Below are 19,173 nucleotides of genomic sequence, written 5' to 3' on the forward strand. Positions count from 1 at the left end.
TTTGCAGAGCGCTTGCAAAATCTAACTGGGTTTATACCATCCAATATTTATATTTTTAAATTAGCCTTTTACCATAAATCTACCCTCAATAATTATCCTTCGGATACCAATGGAATTTATCAATCAAACGAACGTTTAGAATATTTGGGTGATGCCTTATTAAGTTTTGTGGTCGGTGAATATTTATTTAAAAAATATCCATCAGCAGATGAAGGTTTTTTAACTAAAATGAGATCTAAAATTGTGAAGCGCAAAACGATGAATCATGTTGCGGAGCAAATGGGTTTAGATAATCTGATGATGGAATTTAATCAAACAGCGATATCGCAATCCATGTTGGGTAATGCTCTGGAAGCTTTAATTGGCGCAATCTATATCGAACAGGGATTTGAATTTACAAAGCAGTTTATCTTGACTAAGATTCTTAAAAAATTCATTGATATTGATCAATTGGAATTTTTTGATGATAATTATAAAAGTCAATTATTAGAATGGTGTCAAAAATATTCTAAAGAAATTGATTTTAAAGTATTAAATAAATTTAAAATAGATAAACGAGATCGCTTTAAGGTAGGTGTAATAATAGATGGAGTTGAAATTTCATCAGCTGAAGATTTTAATAAGAAAAGCGCAGAACAAGTCGCCTCTGAAATTGCCATTCGGCATTTGGGTGTTCACTTAGAAATTGATAAAGAAGATTAACCAATTTCAACGTTTGATAGATTGTAAATTCTTTGACCAATCCTAAATATTTTTTAAGACTTACAGACACAAAGGAGCAATCCATTTTTAAAGCTGTTCTTTTATTGGAGAAATGGCTGGATAATTTATTGTTATCCGGCATCTCTGTATTGCAGCAAGATTCTGAAAAATTCACAGAAATTTCTACAAGAATGCTGGATTTAGGCCTGGCAGGTATTTCAAAAAAACTTAGATTAGTTCCTGAAAAAGTACAAAAATCAAAAGATTGGACAGAATTTGCAATTTTACAAATTAGTGAATTGTATCTGTTTATTAAATTAATGAATAAAATTGAACATCTCAATCATTTAGAAAAAGAAGATCTTTTAAATTATGCTGGTATTCCATTTAAGAAAACAGATTTTACAGAAGATTATTATTTACAGGATGATTGGTTATTTATTGGAAATTCAAGAGAAAAAGAAGAAAACCTAGTTATTATCAGAAATTGGTTTTATGGAGCCCATTCTGGAAAATTGATTTTGTATTTAGAGTATCAGTTTAATCAATTTGTCCAACTAAAAGCATTTAAATTAGGTAGCTTTTATCAGGCGACTGTTCAGTTTTATCCTTCTGTTATATTTCAACGGATTCGGGACATGCCAGTCGATAATTTGATCCTGGGAATGGAGCGAAAGTTACTTTCTAAAACAGTAGAGGCGAGTTTAGAGGAGTATATTTCAATAATTACATTAAATCCAATGATCAGACAATTTTGTTTTGTCTTGAAAGATATCAAATTTACTAAAAGCAAAGAACAATGGTTCATTAGCTCGAAAGGAAATCAATGGGTCCAGATTATGAATTCAGAAGCTGAAATTGTTAAAATGCTAAGCTATTCTTCAAATAAGGATTTTTTAATTATTGGCGAATATTCTGAGACTAAGTTTCGTGTTTTAGCTGCCGTTTTAGATTCCATAATTATCCCATTTTAAAGATGACTTTAGGTGTGATTTTATGAACCTATGTTTAATAAACCTGTAAAGGGATTCCCGGATTCTGATCTATTTTGATTTTTAATAATTTTGAATTAGATTCAACCAGTTACATATTTTTTTGCAAAATGCTCACAATATATTTTTATTTCGTCCCGTACGATTCTAAATTCTTGCAAAATTTCCTCTGGTGTACCTGTAGCTTTTGCAGGATCTGGAAAACTATAGTGAAGGTTTAGAATTTTTGCTTTCAGCCAGGGGCAAGATTCTCTGGCATGATCACAAACGGTTATAATGTATTCAAAAGCGATGCCATCATATGCATCTATAGAAGTAGAACGGTGCTTTGAAATGTCTACACCGTCTTCAGCCATTACCTTCACAGCAAGTGGATTTAGCCCATGCGTTTCAATACCTGCACTAAATACATTGCAATGCCCGTTTGCAAAATGTCTAATATACCCTTCAGCAATTTGACTCCGACAGCTATTTCCAGTGCACAATACAAGAATATTCATGTTCCTTCATTTTCATGTTAATTACAACACCCAGGGGCGCAACACGATTTTGTTTCTGTTGGTTTCACTGCATAAACAGTAATACTCTGGATTCCAAAATAACCAGCTTTATAGGCAGCGAGTTGTTTTGCATCCAGGTGTTTTGATAAAATGTCATCAGGGATATAAATAGGTTTTTCTTTTTGGATTGTGATTTCTGAAAAATTTGTATTTTTTATTATTTGAATGTATGCATCTTTTTGAATGGCACCTGAAACACAACCAACATACATTTCAACATTCGATTGTAATTCACTGGGAAGATCGCCAGACAAAACGATATCAGAAATACTAAAGTGACCACCTGGTTTTAAAACCCGATAAATTTCTTTAAAAACATTTGTTTTGTTAGGCACTAAATTCAAAACACAGTTACTGATAACAACATTTGCAACACCATCATTTACAGGCATTTGTTCTATATCTCCTTGCCGGAATTCAACATTATGGAAGCCTAAAGATGCTGCATTGATTCTGGCTTTTGCAATCATAGCTTCTGTAAAATCGATGCCTAATACGTTCCCGGATTCTCCGGTTTCTGCCCTTGCAACAAAACAATCATTGCCAGCACCTGAACCAAGATCTATTACAAAGTCACCTTTATGAATCTTTGCAAATTGTGTAGGGAGTCCGCATCCTAAGCCAAGGTCTGCATCTTTAGCATATCCTTTTAATTCTGTATAATCATCGGTCATGATGTTATATACTTCGGTGCTGCAAGCTCCTGCACCGCAACAAGAAGCCTGGTTAGAATCTTTATCCTGAAGGGCAATTTCAGAATATTTTTGACGAACGATTTCTTTAATTTCTATTTCTGTTTTCATACCTCTTTTTTAATTAAACGTAATATTACGATTAAAGGTTTAGATTTAACAGCAATTTTTTGTATTTTTTTTTGCCAATTCAAAAAATTCCAGAAATGTAGCAGCAGCTGAATTCCATATTTTTGAATTAATACAATAACAAATGGATGGGCCTTCGACCGCTCCTTGAATAATTCCGGCCTTTTTAAGTTCTTTCAAATGTTGACTGATGGTACTTTGTGCTAATGGTAATTCGTCAACGATAGCACCACAAATGCAGCTTTCTTTTTTGATAAGAATTTTAAGAATAGCTATTCTTGCAGGATGCCCAAGTGCTTTTGCTAGAGTCGCTATCTTATTATCACTTGTAGAAAATATTTCGGTTTTAGTGGTCCCCATAATTTTTATCGCAAAAATACGATAAAATAGGATACGCAAATGATTGACACGGAATCATTCCTTCTTTTTTTCTGAAACTATGATTTTTCTTTTCTTCTATTTTAAGCAACATTGCGCTGAATCTAGCACCCTGAATCAAGAAGTTTTATTTGAATTCTATTTTAAATAATAACTGGTAAATCCATTCGACCAGATTTGAAATACCGGAATATTCTAAATATAGTAGGGTGACTGGGGTTTATTAAAATAGGCGTAAAAAACAGGAATGCCTGGTTAAGCTGCAATTTTTAACCATTGTAAAATGGCTTTTGTTGGTTGTTCTGAAGTAATATGTAAATCATGCGTTTCACCGATTCCCATGGTGATAAAATCTCCTGCTTGCATATGTACAATTCTCAAATTGCCCTGTTGATCTTTAATATGGCAGGTACAACTGCCTTCTAAGATCAGAAAACTTTCTAATATATTGTCGTGAACTTCTTCGGGTATAATTGTTGAAGCCCAGGCAATAAACATTTCAACAGTTTCATCAGATCGGATTGGTTCTAAATGAATCTCATCAAAATCTATAGGGGCTTTTAAGCCTTCTATTGCATTTATCCAATCCTGAATATTGGAGTCTTTATGGATCAAGGGCGGATTCTTTATATCTATTTTTCCTTGTATTAAACGATTCTCATTCAAGCTTGAGATTTGACCTAAAATATGCTCTTTTAGATACGCTGGTGGCAATTTTGCATTAGCAGTTGCCAAATTATTTAGAGCAATTTCATAATCTTGGATCTCTTTATTTTCAATCTCACCGAGCCACTCCCGGATTTTATCTTGATTTATATTTTTTAAATGTTGCAAAATTATTTATTTATATTCCATTAAATTAAAATGTCTTTTCTGTTTCAAATAGGGATCTCAAAGCTTTAAGCCCATTTCTAGCCCTCGTTTTTACCGTTCCTAAAGGAATTGAAAACTCATCTGAAATTTCCTGCTGGGTATATCCTTCAAAATACATCCATTCCAGAATTTGACGACAGGATGGATCAAGTTTATTTACAAGTTCCCGCAATCCGATTTCTTCATCAGAGATTCTAACAGACAAACTGGGCATTTCATTATATACGAAGTAATCTAAATTTTGGTTTTTATTACTGTTTAGATACTGACTAGAACGCGTAAAATCGATCGCTGTATTCCGGGCTATGTTAATTAACCAGGTAGCTAAACTTCCTTTAGAAGCATCATAACTTGCTACATATTTCCAAATTTTAATAAAACAATCTTGTAAAACATTTTCTGCATCTTCCGGTTTTGGAATTATTCTAGTGATAATCCCAAATAATGTAGGAGCATAATGATCATATAGATATTCAAAGGATTTATTGTCCCCAGCTTTTAATTGTTTTATCAAAATTTGTGGATCCAAAGAGTATAATAATATTTAAATTGCAGATTATCAATTATTTATTAAAAACCAGGATCATTTTTTTAGATCCAGTATCAAATATAAGAAAACTCGCTTAAATTTTGATAAATCGAAAACTGGAATCCGGTCATTTTCGTACATCTAATTAATTTAGATATTGATATTTTAATATGCAGACAATTTTTATAACGGGAGCCTCCGGGTATATCGGAACCCGATTCATGCAAAATATAGACAAATCGCTTTTTCGAATTATAGCCTTAGTGCGCAAAGGTTCGGAACATAAAGTTCCTCCTGGTATTGAAATTCTTATAGCTGATGTTTTTAATCCAGTATCCTGGAAAGAACACATTCCCAAAGATTGTATATTTATACATTTGTTGGGTGTAGCTCACCCATCTCCACAAAAAAAAGCAGCATTTTTAAATATTGACCTCCGGGCCTTAAAAGATGTTGCCAATGTGGCGAATGAACGAAACTCAAAAGCATTTATTTACTTAAGTGTGGCGATGGAACCAAGCTCGATTATGAAGGATTTTCAAGAGGCAAAATCACTCGGTGAGAAATACTTAGAATCCCTGCATTTAAATTTTATTTTTGTAAGACCTTGGTATATAATCGGTCCGGGACATTGGTGGCCGATATTTTTTATACCTTTATTTAAATTACTTGAAATAATTCCGGCAACTTCTATGAAAGCTAGAAAATTTAGTTTGATAACGATTCACCAAATGATTTCAAGTTTAATTTATATTATAAATCATATTGATAAGGTTCCTAAATATGTCGAAATTGAAAATTTAAAAACTTTAAATACGAATTCTAAATGAATTCGCCAGGTTTCTGTTTTACCTTATTATTTATTAATTTTAATTTACAGAATTTCGTATAAAATCATTAATTATTAATCAATTTTATTATGAAAATTATTTTTTTATTAATCTTAAGTTTTAGTTTAAACTCTTGTGAATTAAAGTATAATGTAAAATCAGAAGCTGCAAGTTTAAATAGGAGCTATTATGATTTGGAAGAATCAGGAGTTAAATCGGGTGGAGTAAAAATCATTCCAATAGAAAATGGAAAATATAAAGTATGGACCAAGAGAATCGGTAATAATCCAAAAATCAAAGTACTCCTATTGCATGGAGGTCCTGGTTGTACACATGAGTATTTTGAAAGCTTTGAAAGTTTCTTTCCAAAAGAAGGCATTGAATTTTATTATTATGATCAATTGGGTTCAGCCTATTCTGACCAACCAAAGGATACGAGCCTTTGGAACCTTCCAAGGTTTGTAGAAGAAGTAGAACAAGTTAGAAAAGCTTTGAATCTAAATAAAGATAATTTTTATTTATTAGGGCATTCGTGGGGTGGAATCCTTGCGGCGCAATATGCTTTGAAATATCAAGAGCATTTGAAAGGTTTAATTATTTCTAATATGATGATGAGTGCTACTGCATATGATCATTATGCTGAAAATGTTTTGGCAAAGCAAATGGATCCAAAAGTATTGATGGAAGTTCGGGCAATAGAAGCAAATGGTGATTTTACAAATCCTCGTTATATGGAATTGTTGCTTTCAAATTTTTATGTAAAACATATTTTAAGGATTCCAATCGAACATTGGCCGGATGCAGTAAACCGAAATTTTAATAAATTAAATGCAACGATTTATACAACAATGCAGGGACCAAGTGAATTTGGAATTTCAGGCAATTTGGAAAACTGGGACATTACAAAAGAACTTTCTACTATAGAAGTTCCAACCCTTGTTATTGGTTCAACGTTTGATACGATGGATCCTGATCATATGAAATGGGTTTCCACGCAACTAAAAAATGGAAGTTTCTTGTTATGCCCAAAAGGTAGCCATATGAGTATGTGGGATGATCAGGAACATTATTTTCCTGGTTTAATTTCCTGGTTGAATAATTCTTCAAAATGATTTCTTATTTTAAATTAGTATTGTAAAATAGCTTATGTATAGTGACCACTTAGTAGGAATTCCAATTGTTAAAGAGTGTAGCCTAAAGTAAATCAAACACGGTAGTTATTTTTATTATTTGAGCAAACTAATATTGCCTTTCCTATAATATTTCTTGCCACCAATACATTCTGCTTTTAGGAAATATCCAAAAACATCTGGGCCTAATAATTTTCCCTTAAACCTACCATCCCATCCATCAAGAATATTGAAGGATTCGAAAACTTTTTCTCCCCAACGACTGTATATCCCCAATTGCATAGTCGAAATGGTATTACTCCGCACAAATAAAAAATCATTATTCCCATCTTGATTTGGTGAAAATGCATTTGGGATAAATATGGTAGTTGAATCACAATCCGGAAGCAAAATTTTAAGATTCAACTTTAAAATATGAGGGCAGTCAAAACTATCCAAAACAGTAATTGTATAAGTCAGGTCATGGTCAGCTTTAATTTTAACACACCGGCAGGTGTTGCAATCAATCCAAGTGTTAGGTTCCCATAAAATTGACTTTCCACCTACAATACAATACCTGCTTTCTGTGCCTTGCAAAACAAGGGTATCCCCAAGTATGCGAATTGGGTTGGGATCTATTAAAGGTAAAAATTGGAAAGTATCCTCAGATGCGCACAGATGTTCATTTTTGAACTTTAAGTAAAGAAATATTTCCGAATTATTTATAATTTCTTGGTTATAATTTAAAGGATTTGAAATTTGTGGGCCAGACCATGTAAAATTTTTCCTGTTGCCTGCATTTACATTGAGTCGTTCACCTGGACAAGACTCCAAAACTGTAAAGTTACCAATCGGATTCGAAAACACATCGATAATGAAATTATATTTGGCATTGCAATTAGTTTGATCGTTTTCATTTAAAGTGAAATGAAAACTTGTATCGCTTGACCAGTACGTTGGGGTGGTAAATATAAACTGACTGCAGGTATCACATAGTACAGTTCCCGAAGTCCATTTATAATTTTTATTATTTTGACTTTCTATTCCAATTTTTAAGGATTGACCTGCACATAAACTATCTCTGAATAGAAATTCGTTTTGCATTTTAATTTTAAATGGAAGCGTGTCCAATTCACAAAGGCAATTTTTAGCTAAACTTGCAATCAGGTAGTAACAGCCTTGTATGCGTTCCCGATCAATATGGTCTTCATAAGAAAAGTTGCCATTCTGTGTATTCCCAACTAAATTAATATTTATTATTTTTATTAACGTATCTGCGTCACTTAGTTTTCCATCAGCATCTTGGTCTTCATAAAAACCAATACAAATTATAGAATCCTTGATATTGGATCTTCCACTTAAATTGTAGTTGAAAGATAAATTATAATTTATGGAATCCAGGGTTTTCATTAATTTAAAGGAGTCTAAACTAAAGGAACCTGTTGTATATGAAAATTTTAACTCTGCTGAACCGGATGCTAGCAATACATCACATTCAGCTTGTGTAATGGAGCAAACTGTTATTAAGCGATTAAATGTAAAAGCCATAAATACTTGTTCTTTACACAATATATTTTTAAGACCTTTAATAGCTATATTAAAAAGAATGCTGTCATTTGTTATAATTCCAGATGCAAACCCAAAGCTTAAAACTTCGTTATCACCTTCCAAACTTATACTGGGTGCGGTTGGCAGCATATTTTTAATATTTTTTAGGGATTTTTCAACATAGTGAATTCCATTTGGGAGTACAATTTTTATACTATCAGAACTGGTGCTTGTTGTATTTTTGAATAAGGAAAAATGGATCAACGTTTCATCTGCACAAACATCAGGTTCTTGCATATCCATATTGATTTTAAATTCACCTGTAAGGTGTAGATTTTTTATTTGAATTAAATTTGCTGTTTTTGCAATTGAATTTGTGGATTCTCCACAATGATTTTCTCCCGAAGTGAAGAAACTTGGAAAACTATTTACAACGGCATTGCAATTCGAAATCATTTTTAGTTTGATTTCTATGCTATTTAATGGAGCTTGTTTTATGCCATGAAGACAGTTGTTTTTTATTTCTTGTATGAAATCAGAAAACATCCAACGATATCTATTACTACCAATTAGAATAGGAGTTGGAAGTTGTTTAAAAGGGCTTCCTTTGGGATAACTAAACACTGCCGAATTTGTGACTATTTCAATTCCCGGGGGGATGTATCCTTCTAAATATACATTGCAAGCCACTCCATTATTGGCATTATAGAGTTCAAGATATATTTCAGGTAGGGTGTCACAAAGTATGGCTTCAATTTGATCCTGCTTAAGGTCAAGTTCCAACTCTGGCATTTCAGGAACGATAATGATAAAAAAGGTATCTAAATTGCATTGATCTTTAATTTTCATAGCCTCTCCAGGACAAACCCATCGGCTAATAACCATAAAGGTGTCTTGTGTGCAAAACGAATGATCCGCAGTAAATCGAACTTCATAGTTTTGCAGGCTTTGTATGCTATCTAATGCAAATAGAAATGAATCAAGTTTTGTGATCTTGGTATTTGGTATTGTGTTTAAACTGACATTGGATAAACTTTTATTTCTGGAATATACTTCAAATTCATATCCTCCGGAAATTTCAAGATTTGAAATTAAAAAGGGCCAACTAATTTTATTTGTGGAACTATAAATAGTCCTTGAAGGAATATTTAATCGCTTATTTCCATTAAATAAGCTTACTGTATTTGTTTTAGAATCGTATATGGAGTCAACGATTATAGTTGCTGAAACAATATTAAAAAATTTGCTAGAATTTTTTTCGTTAATATAAAAGGTAGAAGTGATTTTATTATCAGTAGATGCAAATTGGGCGCAATCAACTAAATGTGAATAAGGTATTAATTCAATAGAATACGATTCGTCATATCTATGTTGTTTTAGTAATTCTGATTCTATTTCCCATCGGTTATTGATTTTTATTACTGGAAAACTCTGCAATGTGATAGCTTGATTACCAAACTCATTTTCATAAGAATAACGAATTTGAATACTATCTAATATTAAATTATCATTTGAAATATGAATTCGGATAGAATCAAATGAATAGAGTGAGCGAAATTCATAAGGAAAAAAATTCTCTAGGGATTTTGTACCCTGTATTTTGTAAGAAAATAGTTTTGTAGACGTTTTACAAATAAAGAGACTATCGAATTGAGCGCTAATCTTTATTCCTTGGGTGGCTTGAATGATAGTATCCTTTATGGACATGCAGGAAAAGGGAATTTTTAAAAGATGGGTACGATCCAACAGAAAAGCCCTCAAGGTGAGTCCGATTTTTAATATCCTTTCTTCTACGTGATTATTAAGTTTTACAGAAATGGAAGCATAAATGCTATCTCCCTTTTCGAATTTGAAATGAGTAGGTAACTTAGCGCCATATAAATTAAGTTGTTCGGGTGAAATAGGTATAATGATACCTTTTCCATATTGATCCTTATTGTAGACTGCGTTTGCACAGTTAGGAATTGGATTTGATGATCTTGTTTTATCCCAAATAGTATAATCGCAATAGTATTTCTTAGATGTACTTTGGTCTAAAATTTCTATTTTAGTTTGAACTGTTGTAGTTAGAGAATCAAAACTCAAGGCATCCGAATTGATCATAAAAATTAGAGAATCATAATGGAATCTATCATCTTCCGAAATAACAATCGTTTTAAAGTCAACATTCATCGTATCGCCCGTAATGAAATTTTTCTTTTTTACTAAAGTTTTGTCTAATATTCCCGGGTCAGGGAAACGATCATTATTGGGATCTGACACTCCATAATTTTTTCTATAAACATCTGCGGTGCCTTCTAAATATCCAAAAATACTATCCTTAATGGTGGGATTATAGTTACATTCTAAATCAAAGACATATTCGGTGTATTTGCAAAGTCCACAATCAAACTCTCTATACGGGCAGGTAAGTTGAGCATCGAAGCAAATTTTACCAGCTAAGCTTGATTTTAAAATCTGTTGATTTGGGCAAGTCGAAATAAAATTTGTAGCTGATGTTTTGTTTTGATCCACTTTACATAAGAAGTTACAATCCACTTTAATTTTGAATTCCAAAAACTGATCCTGGGAAAATGGGGCATCGTATTCTAATTCAATGGCTATTGTAGAATCTCCAGAAATTGATATTTTGGAAGGTGTTTTTCCATTTAAAACAAATGTTGAATCAACAATTCTCAATGGACATGGAAGACCAAATCTTAAAATTAATGTTTGATTTTCAATTTTCCCTGGAAATTTAATTTGGCTTTGAAGTGTATAAGTTTTATGATTTTCTAAGACATCAACAGCTTCCTTTAATTTTAAATCTAAAAAAATAGGTTTATTGTTATTTACGACTTCTTTTTTTCTATTGATACCACTCACCGTGCTTCCAGGAACGCATTTTGAAGCATATGAATAATCCCAATACCAAAATAAATTATTTCCAATTCCTAATTGACAGTCCAAACAAGTCATGTATTTAAAATCAATTCGGACCTCTGTTCCCGGAGCTAATTCTCCAAGTGTTATCTTTACACAGGTAAAACCAGTAGCACATTTGCCGGTTGTCTGATATTGGATGTCGATTACCTGCGGAGGTCCGGTTATGGAAACACTGCGATCCACGATTCCAAATGGGACGTCCTTATTTAATGGATCCATTTTTATTGTAATTTCAATATTTTCTGCAGTTTGTTCGCCAATATTTCTTAAAATGAGCGATTGTGTTGTTCCAGTATCGCTACAAATACATGATGGAAAGTTATCATTGGGAACAAATAAAATGTTTGCTAATTTATTTGGTTTTATGAAATTAATTAAAGCAGATCTAAGATCTTTTTGGCATGTATCCAAGTTGCATCCCCAATATGCTAAAAAATGGGAGCGTATTTGTTCTATTTCACAACTTGTTTGACGGATGTCTTCCACTATTTGAATTTCTTCATCTCTTTCAAATAGACTATCTAAATCTCCAATTTTTAGAAAATCATCAGCGTCAAATTCTAATTTCAAATGATTTAATGTTTGGCTAATTAAGCTTCCTGATTGGGATCCTATTTCTAAATTATCATGCAGGTTTTCGTAAATAAAATTTTTTAAAGAACCAAGACGTGTATTTTTAATAGTTATAGTTCTTTTGAAGGAAGCACCTGTTGAAGCAGTTGTATCTATAGTGGAAGCTTTAAGATCCATCAAAAGTAAGGGTGTTAATACTTGATATGTTGGGTTTGATTGCGCGGAGTCTATGCCGAAGCTTGAATTTAATACCCACGTGTTTTTTAATGTGGAATCCATTTTATGAAATAAGAAACAACTAGGAATCATCAGAATACTTATTGAAATGGAGTCATTTTTAAAAATCGTGTCGATTCTAAATTCAGGGGAAGTCAGTTGACTAACATTTACCTCAGTCGCACCTTGAATGCTACCTGGAATATAATTTATACCAGGAGGCAATTTAAGTTTCACCACAATATTAGATTGGAGAATTCCAGAAGTATTTAAAATTGATAATTCTGCTTTTGACGACTGACAGACCGTTGCATTTTTTGGGTCCTTAACTGTTAATTTAAAGGTTTGGGAGATCGACTTGCAATTTAATAAAAGTAATAAACTGATATACCAGTAGATATTAAAATTAGACCTGAATAACATATGTAAAAATCCTTTCATATACCGGAAGAATTTTAAATTTGACTAGCAAATTGGTTTCAAATTTAATATTTTAGTATAATTAACTATTAAATAGATTCAAAACTTATCGACTTTGAGTTTGGACTTTAAATTCTTTTTGGAATCCAGCACACGGAATTTGAATTGTAAACATTCCCAAACCTAGTCAAAATTTACAATAAATATACAAATACTTTACATAGACTTTAAATAGAGATAATATAGGCTTAATGCAGGTAGGCTGGCTTGTGTTCTACCTTTGTGGTGTAAAAATGAATGTAATGTTGAAATTATTGTTTGTAAGTGTTATTTCTTGTATAGGGGTCTATTTAACTGCACAAACCTGCCATATTAAAGGTGTTCTGAAAGATAAGGTTTCAAATGAAACGATTATTGGTGCTACCATAATTGTAAGCGGAACAGCCCTTGGAACTACTTCTGATTTTGATGGAAATTTTGAACTTAAAGGGGTTCCGCAAGGAAATCGCGAACTTGTTGTAAGTTATGTAGGCTATAAAAAAATCACTAAATTATTGGATTTGAAAGGGGGAGAATTTCTTCAAGAGGAATTCTTATTAGAAGAAGAGTCAACAGTTTTAGCGGATGTAGTCGTAGTAGGTAAAATTAATAAACAAAATGCAATTGCAATAACCATGTTACAACAGAAATCACCTGGAATGTTAACCGGAATTTCTAACGATGACATTAAAAAAGCTCCGGATAAAACAACCAGTGATGTATTGAAACGAGTAAGTGGTGCAAGTATAGTCGACCAAAAATTTGTGATTATAAGAGGTTTGGCAGATCGTTATAATAACGCATTGTTAAATGGAAATTTATTGCCAAGTACAGAACCAGACAAACGATCCTTTAGCTTTGATTTATTTCCATCTAGCGTATTATCGAATCTTGTAATTTACAAAACAGCAACACCTGATTTACCAGGTGAATTTGCTGGTGGTATCATTCAGGTAAATACAAAAGAAGTTTCTGAAGATCCTTTTATTGAACTGACAATGGGAGCTAGTTATAATTCCATTTCAACGTTTAAACCTTATAACTTTTATGTTGGTGGAACGACTGATTGGATGGGATTTGATAATCGTAAAAGGACATTAGATGAGCGTGTAACAAAAGCAGCATTAAATGATCCACAAACAAAATATACTACAAGCAAATATGTTGCAAATGATTGGATAGTAAAAAATTATACTTCCTTTATGCCTTCGCAGAATATTCAACTTTCTGGTGGAAAAACAACAAGATTATTTGGGAATCGTTTTGGAATTATAGGAGCATTAACATATCAGAATACGAATAAAATTGTCGATTATTCCCGTTCAGATTTTAATACTGACAAAACAGCTATATTTAATTATGTAGATCATCTTTATAAAAAATCATTCAATCATGGTGGGATGCTAAATGCGACCTATAGTTTTAGTCCTAAGCATAAAATTTCTTTTAATAATTTAGCCACGATACTTGGGGATGATCAATATTTGGAAAGAGAAGGCCATGAGATCGAGCAAGCGCGTTTAATTAAGGCATACTCTATGTACTATACAAGTACCTCCATGATAAATAATCAACTTACCGGAGAACATGAAATGAGCTCCAATGGCTCTTTATTAAAGTGGTCAATAGCACATGCATTAGTTAATAAATTGACACCTTCATATAGAAGGATGACGTATTTAAAAAATGATGATGGCACACCCGATGAACCTTATTTTGCATACATTCCAATTGGCACGCCATCTCCGAATTATGCTGGAAGATTTTATTCCGAACAAAATGAAAAATTTTATACAGGAAGAATCGATTTTATTTATCCTTTTGGAGTTGAGAAAAAAAGTCAATTTAAATTAGGAGTATGTGGTGATTTTAAAGATCGTTCTTTTGATGGCAGAGTATTTGGTTATACTTACGCAAAAAATTCAGTTCCTCAGGAGTTATTAACGCAGGATATTCAAGAAATTTTGGATCATAAAAATATTAATGAAAACGGTTTTGTATTAAAAGAGTCAACCAATACAAATGACTCCTATACTGCTTCTGGAACCGGTGCAGCAGGATATGCTATGATTGATAAATTTTTGTTTAGTGATAAGTTGAGAGTTATCGGTGGAGTTCGAGTTGAATCATTTAACCAAAAATTAAATTCTTTTGATTATGGTGGAAAAAAAATAACATTGGATGAAACGTATGTGGATTTACTACCTTCCGTTAACGTAGTTTATAGTATTGCAGAACAAACAAACATTCGTATATCTGGAGCGCAAACAATTATCAGACCAAATTTTAGAGAGTTGGCTCCTTTTTCATTTTATGATTTTACACTTTCAGCAGCGATTGTAGGAAATCCAGAATTGCAAAGAACAAAAGTTTTAAATTTGGATTTAAAATTTGAGAAATTTTTTAATGGCGGGCAAACTTATAGTATTTCAGCATTTTACAAGCGATTCAAAAATCCAGTAGAACAGATCTATGAAACCTTAGGAGCCGGCACTAAAAACTTTAATTTTAAAAATGCAAAACTTGCAGAAAATTATGGTTTAGAAACAGAAATTCGTTATGATTTAGGAAAACTTGTTTCCGCTATCGAAGGTTTGCAGTTTAGAGCAAATGCTGCTTGGATATATTCTAATGTAGATTTAAGTGATTTTGCCGGACAGAATGCCTCCAAACGTTCTTTACAAAGTCAGTCACCCTATTTAATTAATCTTGCATTAAGTTATCAATCTTTAAAGTCCGGATTTGGTGCGAGTATACTTTATAATAGTATCGGAAGACGAATTTGGTTGGTAGGTTCCAATGGTTATCTGGATACGTATGAAGCACCAAGAAATTTATTGGATCTGCAAATAACTCAGAAAATCGGAAAAAAATTACAATTTAAATTTTCAATATCGGATATCTTAAATGAACCTTTTAGATTTTACCAGGACCAAAATGATTCTGGAAATTATGATATAAATGATACTGTAATTCTTGAAAGTAAAGCAGGTATTAATTATTCAGTTGCACTGAATTTAATGCTGAATTAAGATTTCATTTCAACACTTTTTTACATCAGCTGCCTGCTCTTGCAGGTGGCTGTTTTTATTTTATTTTTTCACTTATCATATTTTATTAAATTCAAATAATTAATTATTTGGTAACATTAAAAACACAAACCGAAGTTTAGAATGCAATAATTTTGCATTGAAATTATATACAGAACATCAATTTAAAATTTTTAACAAATTTTTTTATGAAAAGACTTTTATTCTTATTGTTATTATCCTTACCGATATTTTTGAATGCACAAACCAACATTCAAATTTCTGCAAATATCACAGTGGATACCAAATGGACAGCAGATAATATTTATGAACTGACAGGTGCAAGTTTTATTTACGTAACAAACAATGCAACCTTGACGATTGATGCAGGAACTTTAATTAAAGGAAATCCAGCAGCCTTAGTGATCACCAGAGGTTCCAAATTAATTGCAATTGGAACAGCAGAGAAACCAATTGTATTTACGAGTTCTAAACCTGCCGGACAAAGAACTACGGGTGATTGGGGTGGTGTTTTATTATTGGGTAAAGCAACGGTTAATTGCCCAGGGGGTGAATGCACCGTTGAAGGTGGATTAGATGCAACTTTAGGAAAATATGGAGGAACGGATGACAGTGATAATTCAGGCATTTTAAAATATGTACGAATTGAATTTGCGGGTATCGCTTTTCAGCCAAATAATGAAACAAATGGTTTGACCTTAGGTGGTGTTGGATCGCAAACTGAAATTAGTTATGTACAGGTTAGTCGTGGAGGAGATGATGCGTTTGAGTGGTTTGGAGGCACTGTAAATGGGAAATATTTAGTTGCAAATAAAACGGTTGATGACATGTTCGATACTGATTTTGGATACAGAGGCACCAACCAATTTTTATTAGGTATTAGTGATCCAAATGTTGCCGATATATCAGGGTCAAATGGTTTTGAAGCAGATAATGATGCACAAGGTTCTATGAATGTACCTTTTTCACAAGCGCTATTTACAAATGCGACCATCATAGGCCCAAAATTAGATTCTGCAACAGTTATTAATTCTAATTATAGAAGAGGATTTCACCTTCGAAGAAGCACAAAACAATCTATTAGAAATTCAATTATTACAGGTTTTCCTTCCGCTGCTAGATTAGAAAGTGGTAATTCAGAGAATTATTTTTTAAACTCTAAAGAATTAAAAATTAGAAATAATATTTTTGGAGGGTATACTAAATTTATGGATTCAACTTCTGTAAATTCTGCAATCATTGGCGACAGTTTATTAATTAGAAATCGTGTAGTTGCAAATTTATCCGGAGTAGGATTAATTGCACCTTCTGCAAATATTCCAAATGCACTTCCGGCTGCCAATTCTCCTGCTTTAACCGGTGCTAATTTTGATAGCATTTCAAGTGCAGCAGTTAAGACGACTTATGTTGGCGCTTTTGGTTCAACAGATTGGTCAAAATGTTGGTGCGAGTGGGATCCTGAAAATGCAGATTACAGCAAAGGTATAGACTATGTTGCGGCGTTTACAGACTTCAACTTTGTCGTAGACAAAAATACCGTACAGTTCACTGCACCAAGTATTAGCGGTGCTACATATAGTTGGGATTTTGGAGATTTTACAACTTCTAATCTACAAATAACAAATCATTCCTATAGTGCTTTAGGTGACTTTAAAGTGGTACTTACAGTAACTACGAATAGAGGATGTGTTAAAAGCATTAATAAAACTGTGAAGATCACCGAAGGTGCAAAAGAAATTGCTGTAAATGCAGATATTATAACAGATACAAAATGGACATCAAATAATATTTATAATTTGACTGGAGTTGCTTTTATTTATGTAAAAAATAATGCAACTTTGACAATAGAAGCAGGTACCATAATTAAAGGTAGTCCTGCTGCCTTAGTGATAACCAGAGGATCTAAATTAATTGCCATTGGTGAAATTGATAAGCCAATTGTTTTTACTTCAGCAAAACCTGCAGGTACTAGAGGTCCTGGTGATTGGGGTGGTGTTTTAATCCTAGGAAAAGGAAAGGTAAATTGTCCTGGTGGAGAATGCACTGTTGAAGGTGGATTAGATCCAATTTTAGGAAAATATGGTGGAATCGATGATCTAGATAATTCTGGTATTTTAAAATATGTTCGGATTGAATATGCAGGTATTGCTTTTCAACCAAATAATGAAACTAATGGTTTGACATTAGGAGGTGTTGGTTCACAAACTACAATAGAAAATGTTCAGATTTCTTTTGGTGGTGATGATTCCTTCGAATGGTTTGGTGGAACTGTAAATGGAAAATATCTAGTCGCTTATAAAACGATCGATGATATGTTTGATACAGATTTTGGATACAGAGGAAATAATCAATTTTTGTTGGGTGTTTCGGATCCAAATTTGGCAGATATTTCTGGTTCCAATGGATTTGAAGCTGATAACGATGCGCAAGGTTCTACAAATCTTCCAATATCACAGTCAATTTTTAGCAACGCGACGATTATTGGACCAAGAAAAGATGCTACCAGCGTATTTAATGCAAATTTTAGAAGAGCCCTGCATTTGAGAAGAAGTACAAAACAAAGTATTCGGAACTCTGTAATTGCAGGTTTCCCTACCGGTGTTAGATTAGAGAGCACAAATTCAGAGAATTATTATTTAACTTCAAAAGAATTAAACTTAAGTAATAATATATTCTCTAATAATGGAAAATTGTTTGACTCTACTTCTATAAATACGAAAGCAATCTCGGATCAATTCATTACTGAAAATAGGATTTATTCAAACATTAATGAACTTTTACTTACAGATCCATATGGTGTACAACCAGATGCGATTCCGGGTGCAAATTCACCAGCTTTGACAGGTGCTGAATTTAATAACTTAAATCCGTATTTTGAAAGAACTACTTATGTAGGTGCATTTGGTACAAATAACTGGACAAAATGTTGGTGTGAATGGGATCCAAATTCAGCAGATTATAATTTTTCACCAATTCAATATTTTAAGGAAACGGTAGATTTTACTTCAAACTTTATAAATAATCAAACCACCTTTATTCCGAATTTAACTGGCAATTATAAATATAGCTGGGATTTTGGAGACAATACAGCATCTGATAATTCAATAAGTCCAATTCATCAGTATACAGTTTCAGGAAAATATCTTGTTACTTTGGAAATTACAAATTCTAGAGGTTGTGTTAGTAAAGTTACTAAGGAAATTAATGTAATCATTACAGCAACATCGCAATTGGAAAATATTTCCGATATTGAACTGTATCCAAATCCAAATTCTGGTGCGTTTAATTTAATGATTGTTGCTAAAAAGAATTTCCCTGCAACAATCGAACTTATAAGTGCATTTGGTACAAGTCTATATTCAAATAATGTAGATCTTGAAACAGGTAAAAACACAATTCGATTTCAGAATTTAAACCAGATTGCAAAAGGTTATTATACTGTAAGAATTATTACGAAGGAAGGTACTGATACAAAATTGGTTCTTGTAATGTAAACCCTTTCTTTATCTTTATAAAAAAAGAGGATCTAAACCGTTAGATCCTCTTTTTTTTTGTATTAGAAATTGGACACGGGATTCATTGGATGTATTTCTTGATTTCCTTAAATT

General features: G+C 32.5%; 12 protein-coding genes. 6 read left to right on the forward strand and 6 right to left on the reverse strand.

Translation table 11 applies throughout. The annotated features are described in order from the left end of the window. Positions 1-12: 12 nt before the first annotated feature. Entirely contained in the window at positions 13-702 is a 690-nt protein-coding gene (gene rnc, locus IPO86_06020; protein ID MBK9727659.1) for a ribonuclease III, read from the forward strand. A 32-nt stretch (positions 703-734) separates the two neighbouring features. Then, positions 735-1,676 (forward strand): hypothetical protein, encoded by a 942-nt coding sequence (locus IPO86_06025; protein ID MBK9727660.1) that lies wholly within the window; start codon positions 735-737, stop codon positions 1,674-1,676. 101 nt (positions 1,677-1,777) lie between these two features. Here the strand turns inward: IPO86_06025 and IPO86_06030 are convergent, their stop codons facing one another. The 5 genes from IPO86_06030 to IPO86_06050 form a co-directional block, all read right to left on the reverse strand. After that, positions 1,778-2,194, reverse strand: a complete 417-nt coding sequence (locus tag IPO86_06030; protein MBK9727661.1) for an arsenate reductase ArsC — start codon at positions 2,192-2,194, stop codon at positions 1,778-1,780. A gap of 17 nt (positions 2,195-2,211) precedes the next feature. Continuing rightward, positions 2,212-3,057 carry an arsenite methyltransferase gene (locus tag IPO86_06035; protein MBK9727662.1) on the reverse strand — a complete coding sequence of 282 codons (846 nt, stop codon included), beginning with the start codon at positions 3,055-3,057 and terminating at the stop codon, positions 2,212-2,214. A gap of 45 nt (positions 3,058-3,102) precedes the next feature. After that, positions 3,103-3,435, reverse strand: a complete 333-nt coding sequence (locus tag IPO86_06040; GenBank protein MBK9727663.1) for a winged helix-turn-helix transcriptional regulator — start codon at positions 3,433-3,435, stop codon at positions 3,103-3,105. A 273-nt stretch (positions 3,436-3,708) separates the two neighbouring features. After that, positions 3,709-4,287, reverse strand: coding sequence for an AraC family ligand binding domain-containing protein (locus IPO86_06045; GenBank protein MBK9727664.1), 579 nt, complete (start codon positions 4,285-4,287; stop codon positions 3,709-3,711). Between the two features lie 25 nt (positions 4,288-4,312). Further along, positions 4,313-4,840, reverse strand: coding sequence for an RNA polymerase sigma factor (locus IPO86_06050; protein ID MBK9727665.1), 528 nt, complete (start codon positions 4,838-4,840; stop codon positions 4,313-4,315). Between the two features lie 185 nt (positions 4,841-5,025). Here IPO86_06050 and IPO86_06055 point away from each other — a divergent pair, with 185 nt between their 5' ends. Next, positions 5,026-5,685: an NAD-dependent epimerase/dehydratase family protein gene (locus tag IPO86_06055; GenBank protein MBK9727666.1), complete on the forward strand. Its 660-nt coding sequence runs from the start codon at positions 5,026-5,028 to the stop codon at positions 5,683-5,685. Positions 5,686-5,774: 89 nt separating this feature from the next. Continuing rightward, positions 5,775-6,797 carry a proline iminopeptidase-family hydrolase gene (locus IPO86_06060; GenBank protein MBK9727667.1) on the forward strand — a complete coding sequence of 341 codons (1,023 nt, stop codon included), beginning with the start codon at positions 5,775-5,777 and terminating at the stop codon, positions 6,795-6,797. Between the two features lie 114 nt (positions 6,798-6,911). Here IPO86_06060 and IPO86_06065 read toward each other — a convergent pair whose 3' ends face one another. Next, the gene (locus tag IPO86_06065; GenBank protein ID MBK9727668.1) at positions 6,912-12,497 is read right to left on the reverse strand and encodes a gliding motility-associated C-terminal domain-containing protein; all 5,586 of its coding nucleotides are present in this window, start codon (positions 12,495-12,497) and stop codon (positions 6,912-6,914) included. Positions 12,498-12,778: 281 nt separating this feature from the next. Between IPO86_06065 and IPO86_06070 the strand changes: the two genes are divergently transcribed. Both IPO86_06070 and IPO86_06075 read left to right on the forward strand, forming a co-directional pair. Beyond that, a complete protein-coding gene (locus IPO86_06070; protein MBK9727669.1) occupies positions 12,779-15,547 on the forward strand; it encodes a carboxypeptidase-like regulatory domain-containing protein in 2,769 nt (922 codons plus the stop codon). Positions 15,548-15,753: 206 nt separating this feature from the next. Then, positions 15,754-19,059: a PKD domain-containing protein gene (locus tag IPO86_06075; GenBank protein MBK9727670.1), complete on the forward strand. Its 3,306-nt coding sequence runs from the start codon at positions 15,754-15,756 to the stop codon at positions 19,057-19,059. The last annotated feature ends 114 nt before the right edge of the window (positions 19,060-19,173 follow it).

The sequence above is a fragment of the Saprospiraceae bacterium genome, from assembly GCA_016717265.1.
Classification (GTDB): Bacteria; Bacteroidota; Bacteroidia; order Chitinophagales; family Saprospiraceae; genus Vicinibacter.

Bases quoted from the DNA above. Each gene is read 5' to 3' on its own strand.
- IPO86_06075 (MBK9727670.1), top strand. From the start codon at position 15,754: ATGAAAAGACTTTTATTCTTATTGTTATTATCCTTACCGATATTTTTG.
- IPO86_06035 (MBK9727662.1), bottom strand. From the start codon at position 3,057: ATGAAAACAGAAATAGAAATTAAAGAAATCGTTCGTCAAAAATATTCT.
- IPO86_06055 (MBK9727666.1), top strand. From the start codon at position 5,026: ATGCAGACAATTTTTATAACGGGAGCCTCCGGGTATATCGGAACCCGA.
- IPO86_06065 (MBK9727668.1), bottom strand. From the start codon at position 12,497: ATGAAAGGATTTTTACATATGTTATTCAGGTCTAATTTTAATATCTAC.
- IPO86_06040 (MBK9727663.1), bottom strand. From the start codon at position 3,435: ATGGGGACCACTAAAACCGAAATATTTTCTACAAGTGATAATAAGATA.
- IPO86_06070 (MBK9727669.1), top strand. From the start codon at position 12,779: ATGTTGAAATTATTGTTTGTAAGTGTTATTTCTTGTATAGGGGTCTAT.
- IPO86_06030 (MBK9727661.1), bottom strand. From the start codon at position 2,194: ATGAATATTCTTGTATTGTGCACTGGAAATAGCTGTCGGAGTCAAATT.
- IPO86_06060 (MBK9727667.1), top strand. From the start codon at position 5,775: ATGAAAATTATTTTTTTATTAATCTTAAGTTTTAGTTTAAACTCTTGT.